This window comes from Streptomyces sp. NPDC001902, assembly GCF_042891295.1.
Taxonomy (GTDB): Bacteria; Actinomycetota; Actinomycetes; order Streptomycetales; family Streptomycetaceae; genus Actinacidiphila.
This window is the reverse complement of record NZ_JBIATA010000033.1, coordinates 76316-93852: the sequence shown is the minus strand read 5'-3', so window position 1 is coordinate 93852 and position 17537 is coordinate 76316. Positions and strand designations below refer to the sequence as shown.

Annotated in this window: 21 protein-coding genes and 1 pseudogene; 7 read left to right on the top strand and 15 right to left on the bottom strand. The window is 73.7% G+C overall.

Annotated features, from left to right (window positions below):
- Positions 1-9 precede the first annotated feature (9 nt).
- Together ACFYYN_RS37350 and ACFYYN_RS37345 are read left to right on the top strand one after the other, a co-directional pair.
- Complete coding sequence (locus ACFYYN_RS37350; protein ID WP_500549288.1) at positions 10-327, top strand: hypothetical protein; 318 nt, start codon at positions 10-12, stop codon at positions 325-327.
- Positions 328-463: 136 nt separating this feature from the next.
- On the top strand, positions 464-862 hold the full coding sequence (locus ACFYYN_RS37345) for a VOC family protein (RefSeq protein WP_500549287.1): 399 nt from the start codon (positions 464-466) through the stop codon (positions 860-862).
- Between the two features lie 92 nt (positions 863-954).
- On the opposite strand, the gene ACFYYN_RS37340 is transcribed toward ACFYYN_RS37345, so the two are convergent.
- Positions 955-2118 carry a HEAT repeat domain-containing protein gene (locus tag ACFYYN_RS37340; RefSeq protein WP_500549286.1) on the bottom strand — a complete coding sequence of 388 codons (1164 nt, stop codon included), beginning with the start codon at positions 2116-2118 and terminating at the stop codon, positions 955-957.
- 168 nt (positions 2119-2286) lie between these two features.
- Between ACFYYN_RS37340 and ACFYYN_RS37335 the strand changes: the two genes are divergently transcribed.
- Complete coding sequence (locus tag ACFYYN_RS37335; RefSeq protein ID WP_500326253.1) at positions 2287-2913, top strand: LAETG motif-containing sortase-dependent surface protein; 627 nt, start codon at positions 2287-2289, stop codon at positions 2911-2913.
- A gap of 114 nt (positions 2914-3027) precedes the next feature.
- Here ACFYYN_RS37335 and ACFYYN_RS37330 read toward each other — a convergent pair whose 3' ends face one another.
- Positions 3028-3624 carry a GNAT family N-acetyltransferase gene (locus tag ACFYYN_RS37330; RefSeq protein WP_500549285.1) on the bottom strand — a complete coding sequence of 199 codons (597 nt, stop codon included), beginning with the start codon at positions 3622-3624 and terminating at the stop codon, positions 3028-3030.
- A 196-nt stretch (positions 3625-3820) separates the two neighbouring features.
- On the opposite strand from ACFYYN_RS37330, the gene ACFYYN_RS37325 reads away from it, so the two are divergent.
- Together ACFYYN_RS37325 and ACFYYN_RS37320 are read left to right on the top strand one after the other, a co-directional pair.
- Positions 3821-4693: an alpha/beta fold hydrolase gene (locus tag ACFYYN_RS37325; protein ID WP_500549284.1), complete on the top strand. Its 873-nt coding sequence runs from the start codon at positions 3821-3823 to the stop codon at positions 4691-4693.
- Between the two features lie 46 nt (positions 4694-4739).
- Positions 4740-5669 carry a pyridoxamine 5'-phosphate oxidase family protein gene (locus ACFYYN_RS37320; protein ID WP_500549283.1) on the top strand — a complete coding sequence of 310 codons (930 nt, stop codon included), beginning with the start codon at positions 4740-4742 and terminating at the stop codon, positions 5667-5669.
- Positions 5670-5675: 6 nt separating this feature from the next.
- On the opposite strand, the gene ACFYYN_RS37315 is transcribed toward ACFYYN_RS37320, so the two are convergent.
- On the bottom strand, positions 5676-5891 hold the full coding sequence (locus ACFYYN_RS37315) for a hypothetical protein (RefSeq protein ID WP_500336202.1): 216 nt from the start codon (positions 5889-5891) through the stop codon (positions 5676-5678).
- Positions 5888-6565, bottom strand: coding sequence for an RNA polymerase sigma factor (locus ACFYYN_RS37310; RefSeq protein WP_500326262.1), 678 nt, complete (start codon positions 6563-6565; stop codon positions 5888-5890). The genes ACFYYN_RS37315 and ACFYYN_RS37310 overlap by 4 nt, the downstream gene beginning before the upstream one ends.
- Positions 6566-6719: 154 nt before the next feature.
- Between ACFYYN_RS37310 and msrB the strand changes: the two genes are divergently transcribed.
- Together msrB and msrA are read left to right on the top strand one after the other, a co-directional pair.
- Complete coding sequence (gene msrB, locus ACFYYN_RS37305) at positions 6720-7187, top strand: peptide-methionine (R)-S-oxide reductase (protein ID WP_499515733.1); 468 nt, start codon at positions 6720-6722, stop codon at positions 7185-7187.
- 1 nt (position 7188) lies between these two features.
- Positions 7189-7701: a peptide-methionine (S)-S-oxide reductase MsrA gene (msrA, locus tag ACFYYN_RS37300; protein ID WP_500326264.1), complete on the top strand. Its 513-nt coding sequence runs from the start codon at positions 7189-7191 to the stop codon at positions 7699-7701.
- Positions 7702-7795: 94 nt separating this feature from the next.
- On the opposite strand, the gene ACFYYN_RS37295 is transcribed toward msrA, so the two are convergent.
- The 11 genes and pseudogenes from ACFYYN_RS37295 to ACFYYN_RS37245 form a co-directional block, all read right to left on the bottom strand.
- Positions 7796-8311: a CGNR zinc finger domain-containing protein gene (locus ACFYYN_RS37295; RefSeq protein ID WP_500549282.1), complete on the bottom strand. Its 516-nt coding sequence runs from the start codon at positions 8309-8311 to the stop codon at positions 7796-7798.
- A gap of 183 nt (positions 8312-8494) precedes the next feature.
- Positions 8495-9172: a GAP family protein gene (locus tag ACFYYN_RS37290; protein WP_500549281.1), complete on the bottom strand. Its 678-nt coding sequence runs from the start codon at positions 9170-9172 to the stop codon at positions 8495-8497.
- A 70-nt stretch (positions 9173-9242) separates the two neighbouring features.
- Positions 9243-9983, bottom strand: a pseudogene (locus tag ACFYYN_RS37285) (SDR family oxidoreductase).
- Positions 9984-10006: 23 nt separating this feature from the next.
- Positions 10007-11617 (bottom strand): benzoylformate decarboxylase, encoded by a 1611-nt coding sequence (gene mdlC, locus ACFYYN_RS37280; RefSeq protein ID WP_500549280.1) that lies wholly within the window; start codon positions 11615-11617, stop codon positions 10007-10009.
- A 191-nt stretch (positions 11618-11808) separates the two neighbouring features.
- On the bottom strand, positions 11809-12222 hold the full coding sequence (locus ACFYYN_RS37275) for an ATP-binding protein (RefSeq protein ID WP_500549279.1): 414 nt from the start codon (positions 12220-12222) through the stop codon (positions 11809-11811).
- Between the two features lie 203 nt (positions 12223-12425).
- Positions 12426-12752: a hypothetical protein gene (locus tag ACFYYN_RS37270; RefSeq protein ID WP_500549278.1), complete on the bottom strand. Its 327-nt coding sequence runs from the start codon at positions 12750-12752 to the stop codon at positions 12426-12428.
- Positions 12753-12893: 141 nt separating this feature from the next.
- Complete coding sequence (locus ACFYYN_RS37265) at positions 12894-13229, bottom strand: hypothetical protein (protein ID WP_500549277.1); 336 nt, start codon at positions 13227-13229, stop codon at positions 12894-12896.
- Between the two features lie 37 nt (positions 13230-13266).
- Positions 13267-14022 (bottom strand): ferredoxin reductase, encoded by a 756-nt coding sequence (locus ACFYYN_RS37260; RefSeq protein ID WP_500326279.1) that lies wholly within the window; start codon positions 14020-14022, stop codon positions 13267-13269.
- Entirely contained in the window at positions 13992-14591 is a 600-nt protein-coding gene (locus ACFYYN_RS37255; RefSeq protein WP_500549276.1) for a sulfite oxidase-like oxidoreductase, read from the bottom strand. Before ACFYYN_RS37255 ends, ACFYYN_RS37260 begins: the two co-directional genes overlap by 31 nt.
- Positions 14592-14734: 143 nt before the next feature.
- Positions 14735-15790, bottom strand: coding sequence for an aldo/keto reductase (locus tag ACFYYN_RS37250; RefSeq protein ID WP_500549275.1), 1056 nt, complete (start codon positions 15788-15790; stop codon positions 14735-14737).
- A gap of 128 nt (positions 15791-15918) precedes the next feature.
- Positions 15919-17388, bottom strand: coding sequence for an MFS transporter (locus tag ACFYYN_RS37245; protein ID WP_500549274.1), 1470 nt, complete (start codon positions 17386-17388; stop codon positions 15919-15921).
- Between the last annotated feature and the right edge of the window lie 149 nt (positions 17389-17537).

Here is a 17537-nt window from a genome sequence, read left to right as displayed (position 1 = left end):
ACTGCCCGGATGACCGCACCGACCGGCCCCGTGATCCTCTTCGACGACGACTTCCACATGTACGTCCTCAGGGACGTCGCCCACGCGGAGGCCTACTGGGAGATGCCGGACGAGTACACCTGCGGATTCGACGCGCAGGCACGCCCTCTGAGCATGGCGGGCGAACCCCATCGGGTCACCCTCGAACTCACCGGCGCCGCACCGGCCGAGACGGCACTGCGCCGCCTCGTCGCCGACCACTACCGGCGCTTCCTCCCCCGCGAGGCCCCGCCACAGGCGGCGGACCTGGCGGAGTTCGTGGCGGCACTGCCCCGCGACGGCGGCTGACGTCCGCCCGGCCGGGCGGACGTCAGCGCGGCGGCGGCAGGGGTTCCTCCTCGAACCGGGCGTCACTGGGTCCGTCGGTGCGCCCCTGCTCCTGGGCCGTCCCGGGTCGGACAGCGCGGTCTGGGAACATCGGACCATGAGCGGAACCCACCTGAGCGTCAAGGACGTCGTCGTCGACTGTGCGGATCCGGAGCGGCTGGCCGCGTTCTGGGGCGAGTTGCTGGGGCGGGCGGTCGTGGCGCGGATCGGCCCGTACGTGTGGCTCGCGCGCGGCGAGGGGCCGGGCCTGGGCTTCCAGCGGACCGAGGAGCCCAAGTCCGGGAAGAACCGGGTCCACTTCGACGTGGCCTCGCCCGATCCGGGGGCGGAGCGGGCGCGGATCGAGGCGCTGGGCGGGCGGGTGCTCGAGGAGTACGCCGAGGGCGGGTTCCTGGTCATGGCCGACCCCGAGGGGAACGAATTCTGCGTCGTCCCCGAGGGGCCATTCGAGCTCGACGACGAGGGACGCGCGAGCTACCTCCGCGACGGCGGCTGACCAGGGCGAGGCCCCGCAGCGATGTGCCGCATGACTTCCGGCGGCGGCCCCGGGCGGCGCGGAACCGCCGCCCGGCGGACCGGGGCGCGCTCTCAGCTCGTGGCGGGCAGCGCGGCGACGAGGAGGTCCCGCAGCGGATCGCGTTCCGTGGGGAGTCCCGCGGCCCGCAGCCAGGAGACTCGGTTGGCCATGGTGCCCCAGCAGGCGTCCTGGCCGACCAGGGCCTCCAGGAAGGCACGTTGGGCCTCCGTCAGCGGCCGGCCGGGGGCGTACGGGGTCGGGAAGGCGCACGCGAGGAGCGGGCCCCACTCACTGTCGACGGTGTGCTGGTGGTACTTCGGCACCAGCGCGAGGGCGGCCGGGAGGACCTCGTCGAAGTGCCGGGCGCGGTCGAGCAGTCCGCGCAGCAGGGTGAAGCGGAACCAGCCGTCGAACTGGGGCAGCGGCTCGTCGAACCACGCGTCGGCGGCCGTGGGGTCCGCGAGCGCGTCGAGCAGCGCCGGCACGGCCTCGGAGCCGGAGGTGCCCAGCGCGGCGCAGGCGCGCACCGCCGGGTCGGGGTCCGCCAGGAAGCCGCCGGTGTCATGCCCCCAGGCGCGCAGCGACAGGAGGGCGCCCGCCCGCTCGCGGCGGTCTCCGTCGGCGCGGACGATCCGCTCCAGGCGTTCGGCCGCGGCCGGTACGCGGTCGGCGAGTTCGGGCGCCCGCAGCAGATGCGTCACCGCGCCGAGGGCCGCCTCCCTGACGGTGGCGTCCGCGTCGTCCAGCCAGGGCAGGACCGCGCCGAACAGTTGCGGCCGGACGGCACGGCACGCCTCGATCGCCGCGATCTCCTCGGCCCAGTCCTCGTCGCCGTCCTCCTCTGCCCCCTCGTCCTCCTCGTCCTCCTCGTCCGCCGCGGAGTCGGCGAGTTCGCCCAGCCACTCCAAGAGCGCGGCACGCAGCGGCCGGACCCGGTCGTCCCAGGAGAAGTAGCTCTCGTGAACGGCGAGCGTGCGGGGGTCGCCCAGGATGCCCGCGACGAACAGCGCGGCGGGCGCGGTGGCGGAGTACAACGAACCCTGGTGCAGCACGGACATCTCCAGCCGGCCGAGCGACTCCGCCTGCACCTCCGGGTCGTCGTGCAGGAGCCCGAGCAGGTCGTCCGGGGTGCCGTCCGCGGATCCGTAGGCGTGGGCGAGGGCTGCCCAGTCGGTCGCCGGCAACAGGGCGGCGGGTTCGGGCAGGGCGGTGGCGGCGTCTTCGTTCGCGGACATGGCGGCAGTCTGCCGCAGAGGTCCGACAACGGCCGTGCACATCAGGCGAATCCGGCCCTTTCACCCGTGTTCCCGCGTTAACTGTGGGGCGGCAGTGAGCGATGTGGGGAGGGGGGAGTACATTGCGGCTGCCATTGGCATCGGAATTCACCACAGCCTGGAGAACTTGTGACCGCATCCCCCCGCCGTGCCTGGTACCGCCCCGGCACCCTGATAGCAGCCGCCGCGACCGGTGTCATCGGTCTCGGCCTGTGCGCCACCCCGGCGTCCGCCCACACGCCCAACTGGAGGGCGGACTGCCACACGGTGGAACTCCACCTGAAGGCGTACAACGGGCGCGTCACGAACACCGTCACGGTCACCGCGGACGGCAAGGAACTCCTGAAGACCACGGAGTTCGGTTCGTCCTTCGACTGGACCCACGAAGTGCCGGCCCACACCGCCGACGTGCACCTGCACCTCAGCGTGGTGGCCGGGGACGGCAAGCAGTTCTCGAAGGAGGACGACTTGACCGTTCCGGCGTGCCAGGACCAGAGCACGCCCACGCCCACGCCCACGGAGACGAAGACCACCGAGTCTCCCAAGCCCAGCGAGACGCCCAGCGAGTCGGCCAGCACGGCCCCCTCCGCTGCGCCCTCCACCCCGTCCACCGACGAGTCCCCGGCCGGCGACCTCGCCGAGACCGGCGCCTCCAGCTCCACCCCGCTGATCGCGGGCGGTGCGGCCGTCGCGCTGCTCGCCGGCGGCGGTCTGCTCTTCGCGAACCGCAAGCGTCGCGCCGCGGCCCGTCACTGACCCCCGGTCGCTGACGGCGGTGCGGTGACGCGCCGTGCATGACACAAGGGTGCCGGACCGTGCTCCGTACGGTCCGGCACCCGTCCTTTTGATTCCCGAGCCGGACGCCCCGCGTCAGGCCACGGGCCCCGGCGCGGCGGAGGCCTCGAACTCCCCCTTGCGCAGCCGGTACACCTGCAGCCGCAGGTCGTAGTACTTCTCGGTCTCCCCGACCCATTCCATGCCGACGCTGCGGGCCGTGGCGGCGCCGCGGTCGTTCCGCGGGCGGACCACGGCGAAGAGTTCGTCGACGCCCGACCCGAAGGCGTAACCGGCCAGGGCGCGCCCGGCCTCGGTCGCCAGGCCCCTGCCCCAGTAGGGGTGGGCGAGCTGCCAGCCGATCTCGAGGTCGACGCCGTAGGGCGGGAGCGGCAGGACGGCGGCTCCGCCGACGAGTTCGCCGCTCTCGCGCAGTTCGATCGCCCAGCGCCCGGCCGGCCGTTCGAGGGCGGCACCGCCCTCCTCCCAGGAGCGCAGCAGTTCCCGCATGGACGCGACGTCGGGCTGCCGGGTCATCGCCGGAGCGAGCCAGCGCGTCACGTCGTCCGCCCCGTAGACGGCCAGCGCCGCTTCGGCGTCGTCGCCGCGCCATGGCCTCAGGACGAGCCGGGGGGTGACGATCCGGGTTTCCTCGTTGCCCTTCGCGCGCTGCGCCGTGGCCGTACCAGTCATCTGCGTCTTCCGTCCCTGTCGCGGGCTCCGCCGGCCGTACGTCCGGCGGGCGCCCGAAGTCCCCTGTGCCCTTGCACAACACCAGGAGGCCGCCGTCACTTCCCGCCCCGCTCCCACCTAACCCTCATCACTCGCTTGACAGGTTACCTCGACCCTGTTTCGATGTAACCATCGAAGTGAATCGAAGGGGTTAGACATGGTCACCGTGCACCACCGCTACGCCGAGGTCCAGGGGCACCGGCTCTTCTACCGGGAGGCGGGCCCGGCCGACGCCCCCGTCCTCGTGCTCCTCCACGGCTTCCCGACCAGCTCGTTCATGTTCCGCGAGCTGATCCCGCGGCTCGCCGGCCGCTACCGCGTCATCGCGCCCGACCACCTCGGCTTCGGATTCTCCGACGCCCCCGCCGCCGACGCGTTCGCGTACTCCTTCGACGCCCTCGCCGGACTCACCAAGGGCCTGCTCGACCGGCTGGGCGTCACGCGCTACGCGCTCTACGTCCAGGACTACGGAGCGCCGATCGGCTGGCGCCTCGCGCTGGGCGACCCCGGGGCCGTCACCGCGATCGTCACCCAGAACGGCAACGGCTACGAGGCGGGGTTCATCGAGGAGTTCTGGAAGGACGTCCACGCCTACCAGCGCGAGCAGACCCCCGAGACCGAGGCGGGCGTCCGTGCGGCACTGAGCCTCGAGGGCATCAAGTGGCAGTACGTCACGGGAGTGGCGGACGGGACCACCGTCAGTCCCGACACCTGGCACCACGACTTCCAGCTGGTCTCCCGGCCCGGGAACGACCTCGTGCAGCTCACGCTCTTCCGTGACTACGCGTCGAACCTCCCGCTCTACCCGCGCCTGCACGAGTACCTGCGCACCCACCCCGTGCCCGTGCTCGCGGTCTGGGGCGAGAACGACCCCATCTTCGGGCCCGACGGCGCCCGGGCCTTCGCCAAGGACGCGCAGCGGGCGGAGGTGCACCTCCTCGACGGCGGCCACTTCCTCCTGGAGACGCACGTCGAGCCCGTCGCGGAGCTGATCCTGGGCTTCCTCGACAAGGCCGGCCTGCCCCGCTGAGTTCCCGCATCCCCCACCCCACCGCCGTACGACGATTGCGAGGGCCATGACCCGCCATACCGGCTTCCACGAGGGCGAACTCGCCGTCCAGCGACGTGCCGGCGTCGCACACGAGGCCGCGCGCCTGCGGGGCATGCTCGACCCGCCGCACCTCGGCGGCGGCGTGGCCCACTTCCTCGCCGAGCGGGACCTGGCCGTGCTCGGCGCGCACGACGAGGACGGACGCCTGTGGGTCTCCCCGCTGACGGGGACCCCGGGCTTCCTCTCCACCCGGGGCGAGCTCGTACGGGTCGCCGCCCGTCCGCGTACGGGCGACCCCCTCGCCGTGCTCCCCGTCGGCGGGGCCGCGGCCCTGATCGTGATCGACTTCGCGATCCGCCGCCGGCTGCGTCTCAACGGCACCCTCGCCGCGGCCGACGACGCCGGCTTTGAGCTCGCCGTCGACCAGGCGTACGGGAACTGCCCCCAGTACATCCAGCAGCGCCTGCTCGGCCCGGCGCCGGCGGACGCCCCCGACGGCGAGGACACGCCCACGACCGGGGCGCGGCCCGCCGACCGGCTCGACGCGACGCAGGCGGCCCTGGTGGGTCGCGCCGACACCTTCTTCCTGGGCACCGCCCACCCCGAACACGGCGCCGACGTCTCCCACCGGGGCGGCCCGCCCGGATTCGTCCGGACGGCGCCCGACGGCAGCCTGTGGTGGCCGGACTACCCCGGCAACAACATGTTCAACAGCCTCGGCAACCTGGCCGGCGACCCCGCCGCGGCCCTGCTCTTCGTCGACTTCGCCGCCGGGACGACGTTGCAGCTGTCCGGCACCGCGGTCGTCGACTGGACTGCGCCCGGTGCCGCCGGCGACGACGGGGGCACCGGCCGCCGGGTCCGCTTCACCCCGCGGCACGTCGCCACCGGGCGGGTCCCGGTCCGGGCAGACGCCGTCCTGCCCTACCGGCTCAACCCGCCGCTCACCGCCTGACCGGGATCAGCCGCCCGTCACCGCGGCCAGCAGTCCGCGGAAGTCCTCCTCGCAGGCCGGGCAGCCGCGCAGGTGCACCGCGACACCGGGGTAGTGCCGCTCCGGTGCCGCGTCCGCCAGGAACAGCTCCAGGTAGACGTCCATCAGGTCGAGCGCCGCGTCGCAGCCGGGGTCCAGGGGGTCGGTCCGCAGGAGGTCGTCAAGGCCCTGCCAGTCGTTCATGAGCGCCTCGCTGTCGTCAGGGGCAGATGTCCATTGGCTGCGAGCCGGGCACGGAGCTTACGCCGCGCGTCGAACATCGTCTTGTAGAGCGCGTTGCGGTTCGTCCCGAGTTCCGCGGCGAGCGTGTCGGCGTCCACGCCGTTGACCGCGAGCGCGGTGAACACCGTGCGCTGGCGCTCGGTGAGCTCCTCGTCGACGGCCTCACGCAGGGCGTCCACGAGTTCACGGGCCTCGCTCTGCCGGACGGGGTCGATGCCGAGCCGGTCGGGGAGCCGCTCCCACGCCTCGGGGTCGAGCTGCACGCCGGCCGTCCGCCAGAAGTGACGGCCGAGCTTGCTGGACACCTCGTTCATGACGAACTTGTACGCCCAGGTCGTGAAGCGGCTGTCACCGCGGAAATCGCCGATCTTCCGGGTGATCGACAGCAGCGCGTCGGCCGCGGCCTGGTGGGCGATGTCGTCCAGCTCCGGCCCGGTGATGCCGTGCCGCGACCCGCGCCGGTTCAGCTCGGCGTAGGCGATCCGCAGCAGCAGCGCGTGCAGCCGGCCGGTCGCCTCCTCGTACGCCTCACCGTCCGCCGAGAGCGCCCGCACCCACTGCGCGGACTCCGCGTCGAGGGACCGGCCTCCCCGGGCCCCGTCACCGGCCCGGCCGTCGTGTTCTGCGGAACCCATGCAGCGATCCTAGACGCGGCCGCCCGCCCCCACCTCCACGGCGGCGCCCCCCGGGGCCCCGCGGAAAACCGGTCGTTCCCGGCAGGTAAGACCCGCGCGTTCCCCGTCACCAATGGGCGTACGGAAAAGAGAGAGCCGCGAGCAAGGAGGGACCGTGACCGGCTACCGCAGGAACCCGGAGGCCGTCTCGCGACTGTCACCGGAGCAGTACCGCGTGACGCAGGAGAACGGCACCGAGCGCGCCTTCACGGGCGCCTACCTGGACAACAAGGAGCCCGGGATCTACGTGGACGTGGTCTCGGGGGAGCCGCTGTTCGCCTCGGTCGACAAGTACGACAGCGGCAGCGGGTGGCCGAGCTTCACCCGGCCGCTGGACCGCACCACCGTCGTGGAGCGGCCCGACCCCGCTTACGGCCGGCTGGCCACCGAGGTCCGCTCGGCGACGGGCGACAGCCACCTGGGGCACGTCTTCCCCGACGGCCCCCGGCAGGCGGGCGGCCTGCGGTACTGCATCAATTCCGCCTCACTGCGCTTCATCCACGCCGATGACCTGGAGCGGGAAGGTTACGGGGCCTACCTCGGGTTGTTCGACAATGGTGACAGGACCGATTCGGAGGATTGACATGGCAGGACAGACACAGAGGGCCGTGCTCGCGGGCGGGTGCTTCTGGGGCATGCAGGACCTGATCCGCAAGCAGCCCGGCGTCGTCGCGACCCGCGTCGGCTACTCGGGCGGCGACGTGCCCAACGCGACCTACCGCAACCACGGCACGCACGCCGAGGCGATCGAGATCCTCTTCGACCCCGAGAGGACGGACTACCGGGCGCTGCTGGAGTTCTTCTTCCAGGTCCACGATCCGACCACGAAGAACCGCCAGGGCAACGACATCGGCATGAGCTACCGCTCGGCGATCTACTACGTGGACGACGAGCAGAAGCGTGTCGCGGAGGACACCATCGCCGACGTCGAGGCCTCGGGCCTGTGGCCCGGCAAGGTCGTCACCGAGGTCGAGCCCGTCGGGCCCTTCTGGGAGGCCGAGCCCGAGCACCAGGACTACCTGGAGCGCTACCCGGAGGGCTACACCTGCCACTTCCCGCGGCCGAACTGGCGGCTGCCGGCCCGCACGAAGGGCTGACCGACCCCGTCGCGCCGCCCTGGTGACGGGCTCGGGCGGCGCGGCGGCCCGACACGGCCCGGGGCCTCAGCGGCTCCGGGCCGCCGTCGTACGTTCAGTCGGCGGCCGTGGCGCGGGCGCGACGGTGGTGGCGCCGGGCCTTCATCCGGTTGCCGCAGGCGGCCATGGAGCACCAGCGGGCGGTGTTGGCCTTGCTGCGGTCGAGCAGGAACAGCCGGCACTCCTCGTTGGCGCAGGGCCGCAGGCGTCCGGGCCTGCCCTCCTGGAGCGCGCCCCAGACCGTGACGGCCCGCACGGCCGGCCTGCGGTCCGCCGGGGCCTCCAGCTCCCAGTCGATGCCGTGCGCGGTCACCCGCGGCACCCGGACGACCCCGGTGAGCAGCTTCTGGAGGTCGCCGGGCTCACCGTCCCCGCGCGCGACGCGCTGCAGCACCTCGCGCGCCGCCAGGAGGTGGCGCAGCTCCTGCGCCGTGCCGGCTCCGCCGTGGGCGCGCAGCCAGCGGCGGCCGGCGTCCGGGCCGGCCAGCTCGTCCACCTGGGTCCCGTCGACGACCGGCGTCGTGTTGAGCAGTTCCAGCAGGAAGTCGTCGTCCGTGGTGTCGGCCGTCATGCTCGGCGCCCCCATTCCCGGGTAACCCTTCATTGCGTGTTTGAAGGTTACACCTCCGGGCACGGGCACGGCGGGGGCCGCCCGGCTCATGAGTGCGTTCCCGCTGGAGCGGCCGTGAACTGCGGCTGGAGGCCCCGATCGAACGCGCGGCGCCCTACCGACCGTCCCGACGGGCCTGGAGGGTCAGCGGTCGAGACCGGCGAGGCCGTCGCCGAGGACGCTCGCGCCCAGGAGCAGCAGCACGACCACCAGGATCGCCGTGCTGTTGGCGACCATGAACCGCCGCAGGCCGTCCAGGACGCGGGACGCGCGCTCCCCGCCGGCCAGGTGCAGGAGCACCGCGCCGAGCACGACGCAGGAACCGACGAGGACGAAGGCAACCACGGCGAGGGCGAGGTCCGTGCCCTGCGCGCCGGTCTCCGCGATCGACGCGGCGGCCGAGGCCGTCAGGACGAGGTTCTTCGGGTTCGCCGCCGACAGCAGGAGGCCGAGCAGCAGCGCGCGTGCGGCGCTCGCCTCGTCCAGCGACCTCGTCCAGCCCGGCGCCTGCGCCTCGTCACCGTTCCTCGGGCGCCGCCACCACTTGCGCGCGCCGAGGACGAGGAGCGCGCTGCCGGCGCACACCCGTCCCCAGTCGGCGACCGCCGAGGAGGGGCTGTGGGGGTCGTGGGCGCCGCCGAACGCCACGGCGACGACGGCGGCCACGGCGACGAGTCCGGCGATCCATCCGGCCGCGAAGAGCGGGCCGTTGCGCCGGCCGTCGCCTCCTCCCAGGATCATGACGACGCCGATCACGGGGAACGGGCTGAGTGCCACCGCGAGGGCCGCGGGCAGCACGGCCCCAATAGCCTGGCCGAGCACCGTTCCCCTTCCGTCCCGCACACCCGGCCGCTCCGGGTGCCCTTGGCTGATCGCGCGGTTCGCCGCGCCGTCAGAGCGCCCGCAGCTCACCACCGTCGACGGGCAGCATCACGCCGGTCGGGAAACTCGCGGCCGGCGAGAGGAGGAACGCCGCGGCCGTCGCGAACTCCCGGGGCCGCCCCGTGCGGCGCAGGGAGTTCTCCGGGCGCCTGCCGCCGGTCAGGACGGCTGGTTCCCTGGCGCGATCGGTGTCGATGTGCGCCGGCAGCAGGCCGTTCACCCTGGTGCCGGATCCGCCGAGTTCGTCGGCGAGCGTCTTTGGTCACCAGGGCCAGCCCGGGCCGCAGCCCGTTGGAGACGGCCAGCCCGGGGATCGGTTCGCGGACCGACGAGGACAGGACGAAGGCGAGGGAGCCTTCGCCGGTGAACGCGTTCGCGGCGGCCCGGGCGATGCGCACCGCGCCCAGGAACGTGGACTCGAAGGCATCCCGCCACACCTGGTCCGCGACGTCCATCACGGCGCCGGCGGGCGGCCCGCCGGCGCTACGAGGGCGCCGTCCAGCCGGCCGAGGTGCCGCAGCGCCGCGCCCACGACCTCGTCGGCGGAGCCCGGGTCGGCGTTGTCCGCGACCACGCCGACGACGCGGGCGTCACCGCCCAGGTCCCGGGCCGCGTCCGCGACGGAGGCGGCGCTGCGTCCGGTGACCACCACCCTGGCGCCCTCGGCGGTCAGCACCTCCGCCACGGCCCGGCCGAGTCCCCGGCTGCCGCCGGTCAGCAGGTGGACATGGTCCCGGCATCCCAGATCCATGACGGCGTTCCGTTCCTCGCGCCTCAGAGGGTGATCTTCTGGGGCCGGGTGGTCACCACGATGACGGAGGTGACTCCGGACTCCAGGGCGGCCGTGAACTCCTTCTCCAGCTCCGCCGTGCTCGCCACCTCGACGGCACGGCAGCCGAAGCCCCGCGCCACGGACACGATGTCCAGTCCCGGGAGGTCGAGTCCGGGCACGCCCGGGGTCTGCTCCAGGTCGGCGAAGGACTTCAGGATCGAGTACTCCCCGTTGCGCATCGCGACGTACACCACGGGCAGCCCCTGCTGCACCGCGGTCCACAGCCCTTGCACCGAGTACTGGAAGGAACCGTCCCCGATCAGGCCCACCACCGGACGCCTGACCCCGCGGTCCCGGTCGCCGAGGGCGATGCCGACGGCGGCCGGCAGGGCCCAGCCGATGCCGCCGCTCGCGGTGGCGAAGAAGGACCCGGGCTCCACGGTGGGCAGCCACTCGGCGTGCTCGGCCATGGTCGAGGTGGACTCGTTGACGAAGACGGCGTGCTCCGGGCGGACCTCGCCGAGGGCGGCGTAGACCTCGGCGGGCGTCGGCGGGCTGCTCGGGGTCTGCGGCAGCTTCCGTGGGCGCGGCATGGGCTCGGGCCGCTCGCGGTCGCCGCCGTCGGCGACCTCCTCGGTGAGGAGTTCGATCGCCATCCGGGCGTCGCCCAGGAGGCTGTCGCCGACGCGGGCGGCCGCGGCGACCGCCGGGTCGCTCGTGATGTGCAGCAGTTCGGTCCCCGGCGGCAGGATCTCGCCGGGCACGTACGGGTAGTACCGGAAGACCTCGGCCCCGATGACGACCACCAGGTCATGGCCGGTGAGCCGTTCGCCGATGGCCCGCACCGACATGCCGAGCGGGCCTCGGTAGAGGGGGTGGTCCTCGGGGAACGACGCGCGGTCCGCGAGCGGCGGGCTGTAGACCGCCGCCTTCAGCCGCTCGGCCAGCGCCACGGCGGCCTGCCATCCGCCGGCGCGGTCCACCTCGGGCCCGAAGACCAGGGCGGGACGCCGGCTCGCCGTAATGCGCGCGGCGAAGCGCCGCAGGCGCTCCGGGTCCGGCGCGTACGCCGTGCTGACGTCGCGCAGGACGGCGGGGCCGGCCAGCGGCCGGTTCCAGTCGTCGAGCGGGATGGACAGGAACACCGGGCCCGCGGGCGGCTGCAGGGCCGCGGCGTAGGCGCGCATGAAAGCCTCGGGCACGTCCTGCGCGCGCGCCGGCTCGTACGACCACTTCACCCACGGCTTGGGCAGGGTCGTCGCCTCGCGGTTGCCCAGGTAGGGCTCGCCGATGACCAGTTCGCGGTGCTGCTGGCCCGCGGTGACGATCAGCGGGGTGTGCCCGTGGTACGCGGCGACCAGGTTGCCGACGCTGTTGCCGAGGCCGGCCGACGAGTGCACGTTCACCAGCGCCGGGCGGCGGGTGGTCTGGGCGTAGGCGTCCGCCATGGCGATGACGGAGGCCTCCTGGAGGGCCAGGACGTAGGTGAAGTCGTCCGGGAAGTCCTGGAGGAACGTCTCCTCGGTGGATCCCGGGTTGCCGAAGACCGTCGTCAGCCGCAGTGACCGCAGCAGGTCGTAGGTCACCGATTGGACGGTGGATCGCTCGCTCATGGTGCGCAGTGCTCCCAGGGGCCCGGTGGACGCCGAGGCGGACGGTATCCGCCGGTCGCGGGGTGTCATCTGTCGCGACACACGGTGACGTTAGACGCTCGCACCACAACGGCCCAGCACATCGGACGTGCCGCGCGGTGCGACCATCCCAACGGGCGGCGTGGACGAACGGGCCCCGGTGGCGGCCCCCCTCAGGGGTTGCCCGTCTCCTCGTACCGCGTGTCCCAGTGCCGCGTGAGGGAGGCGACGATGAACAGACCGCGTCCGCCCTCGTCCTGCAGGCGGGCGTGGCGCAGGTGCGGCGCGGTGTCGGCGTCGTCGTGCACCTCGACGGTGAGCCCCCGGTCGAGGATGAGCCGCAGCCGGATGGGGCCCTTCGCGTGCCGGATGACGTTGGTGGCGAGTTCGCTGACGACCAGGTCGGTGACCGGGGCGTGGTCCTCCAGCCCCCACTGCGCCAGCCGGCCGTGCGCGGCGCGGCGGGCCTCGCGGACGGAGGCCGCCTCGGCGGGGAAGGTCCAGCTGGAGACGTGGCCGGGGGCGATGGTCCGGGTCCTGGCCAGCAGCAGGGCGGCGCCGTCCTGCGGGGTCGCACCGCGCAGCACCTTGTAGACGATCTCGTCGCCCGCCGGCGAGCGCCAGTGAGCACTCCAGGAGGGCGACGGCCTCCTCGTGGTGGCCCAGGACCAGGTGTCCCAGGCCCGCTCTGCGCTGCGGCTCGGGACGGTCGAGAGGGATGCGCCCGGAGTCGTCCCGGGTGATCAGGTGCTCCACGCCGTCCCGCCGCCGTGCCCCGCCCGGCTGAGGGTCAGGAGTCCGCCGTGGTGCCGTGCCCGAGGTACAGGGCTGCGCCGGCGTCCCGGTCCGAGGCGGTGAGGTAGGCCCAGCCCAGGGGGTTCCAGCGCAGACGGCGCACCTCGACGCCGTCGATCACGGCGTTCCCCCGCGCCGCGCACTCGTACGCGTCCGCGGCGCGGAGCATGGCGGTCCGCACGGCGTCCTCCGCGTCGGCGGCCTCGCCGACCACGTAGTAGTGGCTGCGCACGGCACCCCGGGCCGTGCTGAACCGCAATCCCACGAACCATCGGTCCTCGGGGGCGGTGACGGTGGCAAGCATCGGCACTGCTCTCCTCATCCGCGGTCTCCGTGGCGTCCGTCTCCGGACCACCACCCGTCGATCCGTTGGAACAGCGGGCGCGGCACCCTCCATCGCAGGTCGGGGAGGCCCCGGCGAACCTGGGAACGGCGGTACCACCCCCAGGGGCACGGGCAGCGCTCAGGCCCCGTCGGCGGGCCGGTACCGGACCGCGCAGATGAAGACACCGGAGCCGGACCGCTCGCACTCGACGTACGCAGCGGTCCCGGTCTCGGCGGCGGGCGGACGCCAGGGCATCACGGCCTCGCCCGCGAGCAGCGCGTCCAGGGTCTGCAACCGGGGGTCGCGCAGGGTGGGGTGGTGCTCGTAGCCGGCCGCACCGAGGGCCATGGCGACGGCCATGCCGAGCAGGTTGACCTCGGTCGGCTGCTCGGGCGGTGCCGAGCCCTCCGTCGGGTGGAGGCGGATGCCCTCGTCGGGCACCTCGATCACACGGGCGGCGTAGCGCTCGGTCATGGGCGGGGTGGTCTCCTTCCGGTGCGGTGGCGCGGGGTCATCCCCCGCTGGGACCGAAACGCTCGGTGCGGATCCGGTCCGGGGAGTGGCCCAGGGCCACCAGCAGGCCCGCGGCCGTCTCGACGAAGCCGGTGGGGCCGCACACGTAGCAGGTGGGCTCGAAGTCCGCGGGCCAGCCCCATTCGGCCAGGTCGCGCGCCTGGAGCCGGCCCGCGGGGCGGGTCCCGCCGTCCGGCGCCGAGCGGGTGTGGACGTACGTCGTGTCGAGGCCGGGCTCGCCCCGGTCCAGCTCGGCCGCGTAGAACCGGTCCCCGGGCGTGCGCACGGAGTACAGCAGCCGGAACGGCGCGCGGCTGCCCGCCGCGGCGCGGGCGCGGACCATCGCCATGAGCGGGACGAGCCCGGAGCCGCCCGCGACCAGCAGGACCGGTTCGGTCTGCTCGGGGCGCCAGACGAACCAGCCGCCAACGGGGCCGCGGATCTCGACGGCGTCGCCGACGGCGAGGTCGTCGGTCAGGTAGGGCGAGACCTCGCCGTCCTCGACGCGCTGGACGGTCAGTTCGATCCGGTCGCCGTCGGGCGCGGACGCCAGGGAGTAGCTGCGCTGGGTGCTGTAGCCGTCCTCCGCGGTGAGCCGGACGTCGAGGTGCTGTCCGGGCAGGTGGCCGGGCCAGCCGGGCACGTCGAACACGAGGGTCCACGCCGCCTCGGACTCGGCGCGCCGCTCCACCAGTTCGGCGGCCTGCCAGCGCAGACGGTCGCCTAGTCTCCTTGGTACCGCTGTTCGCGCCATGGGTCTCCGTAGTCGTGGTAGCCGACGCTCTCCCAGAAGCCCGGCTCGTCGTCCAGGAGCAGCCGGATGCCGCGGACCCACTTCGCCGACTTCCACAGGTACAGGTGCGGGACCAGCAGCCGGGCGGGGCCGCCGTGCTCCGGGGCGAGCTCGTCACCGTCGTACTCGTGGGCGATCCACGCCTGTCCATCGAGGAGGTCCTCCAGGGGCAGGTTGGTGGTGTAGCCGCCGTAGGAGTGAACGAGCGCGTACTCGGCGGCGGTCTCGACGTCGGCGAGCAGCACGTCCAGGGAGACGCCCCGCCAGTGGGTGCCGAACTTCGACCACTTGGTCACGCAGTGCAGGTCGGCGGTCGGCGTCTCGGCCGGCAGCGCCATGAGTTCCGCCCAGTCCCACCGGTGGCGGGTGCCGTCCTCGGTGGTGACGGTGAACTCCCAGTCGTCCCGGGTGATCCGCGGGGTGGGTCCTGCGGACATGACGGGGAAGTCGAAGGTCTCGTACTGTCCCGGCGGGAGTTCGTTGCCCGATGTGGGGCGCCGGCCGTGGAATCCCCGCGAGATGATGGGCATGCCGCGCCGTCCTTCCTCTCCTCGCCGCCCCGCAGTCGTGGTGCGGAACCCCAGCATCGCGGACCGGGGGAATCCGGTCCACCGGAGCCCCGGGCGGGCGCGGCCGCGGTCGGTCGTGACCGGGGCCGCGCCGTCACTGGGGGTCAGGCGACCGGCCGGGGCGGCTCGACCACCAGGGAGGAGTCGCCGCCGCGGACCCGCTCCAGCACGCCGGCGGTGGCCTCGTGGGGGACGCCGAGCGGTACGGCGCTGACCTCGTTCAGCCGCGTGTACTGCTCCGGGGTGAGCTGCACGTCGAGCGCGCCGAGGTAGTCCTCGAGCTGGGCGGTGTTGCGCGGGCCGATGATCGGCACGAAGGACGTCGCGGCGCGGGCGCCCCGCTCGCGCAGCCAGGCCACGGACACCTGCGCCGGAGTGGCCGCGGTCTCCTTGGCGATGTCCAGGACGGTGTCGACGACCGCGGTCTTCTGGGCGGACGACTCGGTGTGGATCAGCGTCTTCAGGTCGCTGAGCCGGCCCTCGTCGCCGCCGCGGTACTTGCCGGTGAGCAGGCCGCCGCCGAGCGGGGACCACAGGGCGGCGCCCAGCCCGAGGCTCTCGGCCATCGGCAGCACCTCGCGGTCCGCGGTGCGCTCCACGAGGCTGTACTCGACCTGGATGCCGGCGACGGGGGCCCAGTTCTTCAGCTCGGCGAGGGTGACGGCGCGGGAGACGCGCCAGGCGGGGAAGTTCGACAGCGCGGCGTGCAGGATCTTGCCGGAGCTCACCAGGTCGTCCAGGCCGCGCAGGATCTCCTCGATCGGCGTCAGGTCGTCCGGGAAGTGGACCCAGTACAGGTCGATGTAGTCGGTGCCGAGGCGCTTCAGGCTCGCGTCCACCGAGTGGATCATGTTCTTGCGGCTGTTGCCGGTCCTGGAGATGTCCACCTGCGGTGTCGATGCGACGCTGAACTTGCTGGCGACGACGAAGTGGTCGCGGTCGGCGGCGATGAAGCGGCCGAGCAGTTCCTCCGACTCGCCGAACTGGTAGTTGTCGGCGGTGTCGAGGAAGGTGCCGCCGGCCTCGGCGAACCTGTCGAACATCCGGCGGGACTCGTCCGGGTCGGCGCCGGCGCCCCAGCGGGTGCCGAAGTTGCCGGTGCCGAGGGCGTACTCCGAGACGCGCAGTCCGGTCCGGTGTCCGAAGGTCGTGTAACGCATCAGTTCTCCTTGACGGGGTGGTGCTGTCGGGGGGATGTGCGGTGTTCCGCGGGGGCGGTCACTGGGGGGGCAGTGGCGGGTGGTCACGGGGGGGGGTGGTCGCGGGCGGGGTCAACTCCGTCGGCGTGTCACGCCTTTCCCTCCTGCGGTGACGACGGCCGTATGGTCCGGGGGCTGATCCCCAGCGCGGCGAGGGCGCTCAGCGCCACGACACCGGCGGAGATCCACCAGGCGAGGGAGAACGCGTGCGCCGGGTCGCGGGGGCCGGCGGCGGCCAGGACGACCACCAGGCCGCTGACGCCGAGCACGGTGCCGATCTGACCGGCCATGGTGACGACGGCGCTGCCGGTGGCGGCCTGGTCCTTGGGCAGGCCCGAGGTGGCCGACGAGATCATCGTGGGCAGGGCCAGCCCCACGCCGACCCCGGCGACCAGCCAGCCGGGCAGGATGTCGACGGCGTAGTCGAGGCGTCCTCCGGCATGGAGTGCGGTCCACGCGGTACCGAGGGCGACCAGCGCCGAGCCGAGCGCCGCGACGGTGCCGGCCGGGACACGCCGGCCGATCCGCCGGCCGAGGGCAGAGGCGGCGAACACCATGGCCGGGCCGGGCGCGACGCCGAGGCCGGTCTCGATCGCCGACCAGTGCCACACCTGCTGCAGCCACAGGGTCAGGCCGAGCAACTGGAGCCCGAAGGCGGCGTAGAACAGCAGAGCGGCGACGTTCGCCGAGGCGAACACGCGGTCGCGCAGCAGGCTCAGGTCGACGACGGGGACGGGGTGGCGCGCCGAGCGCAGGAGGCAGGCCGCGAGCGCCGCCGCGGCGGCGGCGAAGGCTCCGACGGTCGGCGCCGCCGCCCATCCCCATTCCGGGCCCTGGACCAGGCCCAGTGCGAGCGTGCCGATCGCCACCACCAGCAGGGCCCCGCCGACGAGGTCGGGCAGCCGGGCGCCGGTGTCCGGGCGGCCGCCCGGCAGCAGCCGTACGGCCAGGACGAACGCCGCGGCGCCGATCGGCAGGTTGAGCAGGAATATCCACTGCCAGGCCACCTGGACGAGCAGGCCGCCGACCACCGGTCCCGCCGCCGCGGCGAGCGAGCCGCTGGCCGCCCAGATCTGCACGGAGCGGGTGACCTTGGCGGGTGGCGCCGTGGTCAGCACGAGCCCGAGGCTGGCCGGGGTGAGGACGGCCGCCCCCGCCGCCTGCAGGAAGCGGAACGCGACCAGGACCCACAGGTCGCCGCTGAGGGCGGCGCCCAGGCTGGCGAGGGTGAACACGCCGAGCCCGAGCAGGAATCCGGCCTTGCGCCCGTAGCGGTCGCTCAGCCGCCCGGCCGGGACGAGCAGCGCGGCGTACACGATCGCGTAGCCGTTGAGGATCCAGCTGAGCCGTGAGAGCGAGCTCTCGCCCACACCGTGCCCGATGGGGGTCAGGGCGACGTTGACGACGAAGGCGTCGAGGGCGGAGAGGAACACCGACGTGGCGAGGACCGCGAGCACGAGCCCGGGGTGCGGGGCGCTGCGCGCGGCCGCCGGGCCGCCGGGGGCGGGCACCCGCACGACGGCGGTGCCGCCGGCGGGGTCCGAGGGGGTACGGGTCATGGGTCTGTCTCCGGGGAAGAGGCACGGTCGCGCCGTACGCGGGCCGGGCGGCCCGGTCGACGGGGACAACAGGGGGCGCCGCGGCACTGCGGCGGGAAGCGGAGACGTGCGCGGGACACGGCCCGACTCCGCGGGACGAAGCGGCGGGA

Coding starts and splice junctions, on each gene's coding strand:
- ACFYYN_RS37350 (WP_500549288.1), top strand. CDS start 10: ATGACCGCACCGACCGGCCCCGTGATCCTCTTCGACGACGACTTCCAC.
- ACFYYN_RS37345 (WP_500549287.1), top strand. CDS start 464: ATGAGCGGAACCCACCTGAGCGTCAAGGACGTCGTCGTCGACTGTGCG.
- ACFYYN_RS37340 (WP_500549286.1), bottom strand. CDS start 2,118: ATGTCCGCGAACGAAGACGCCGCCACCGCCCTGCCCGAACCCGCCGCC.
- ACFYYN_RS37330 (WP_500549285.1), bottom strand. CDS start 3,624: ATGACTGGTACGGCCACGGCGCAGCGCGCGAAGGGCAACGAGGAAACC.
- ACFYYN_RS37325 (WP_500549284.1), top strand. CDS start 3,821: ATGGTCACCGTGCACCACCGCTACGCCGAGGTCCAGGGGCACCGGCTC.
- ACFYYN_RS37320 (WP_500549283.1), top strand. CDS start 4,740: ATGACCCGCCATACCGGCTTCCACGAGGGCGAACTCGCCGTCCAGCGA.
- ACFYYN_RS37315 (WP_500336202.1), bottom strand. CDS start 5,891: ATGAACGACTGGCAGGGCCTTGACGACCTCCTGCGGACCGACCCCCTG.
- ACFYYN_RS37310 (WP_500326262.1), bottom strand. CDS start 6,565: ATGGGTTCCGCAGAACACGACGGCCGGGCCGGTGACGGGGCCCGGGGA.
- msrA (WP_500326264.1), top strand. CDS start 7,189: ATGGCAGGACAGACACAGAGGGCCGTGCTCGCGGGCGGGTGCTTCTGG.
- ACFYYN_RS37295 (WP_500549282.1), bottom strand. CDS start 8,311: ATGACGGCCGACACCACGGACGACGACTTCCTGCTGGAACTGCTCAAC.
- mdlC (WP_500549280.1), bottom strand. CDS start 11,617: ATGAGCGAGCGATCCACCGTCCAATCGGTGACCTACGACCTGCTGCGG.
- ACFYYN_RS37270 (WP_500549278.1), bottom strand. CDS start 12,752: ATGAGGAGAGCAGTGCCGATGCTTGCCACCGTCACCGCCCCCGAGGAC.
- ACFYYN_RS37265 (WP_500549277.1), bottom strand. CDS start 13,229: ATGACCGAGCGCTACGCCGCCCGTGTGATCGAGGTGCCCGACGAGGGC.
- ACFYYN_RS37260 (WP_500326279.1), bottom strand. CDS start 14,022: ATGGCGCGAACAGCGGTACCAAGGAGACTAGGCGACCGTCTGCGCTGG.
- ACFYYN_RS37255 (WP_500549276.1), bottom strand. CDS start 14,591: ATGCCCATCATCTCGCGGGGATTCCACGGCCGGCGCCCCACATCGGGC.
- ACFYYN_RS37250 (WP_500549275.1), bottom strand. CDS start 15,790: ATGCGTTACACGACCTTCGGACACCGGACCGGACTGCGCGTCTCGGAG.
- ACFYYN_RS37245 (WP_500549274.1), bottom strand. CDS start 17,388: ATGACCCGTACCCCCTCGGACCCCGCCGGCGGCACCGCCGTCGTGCGG.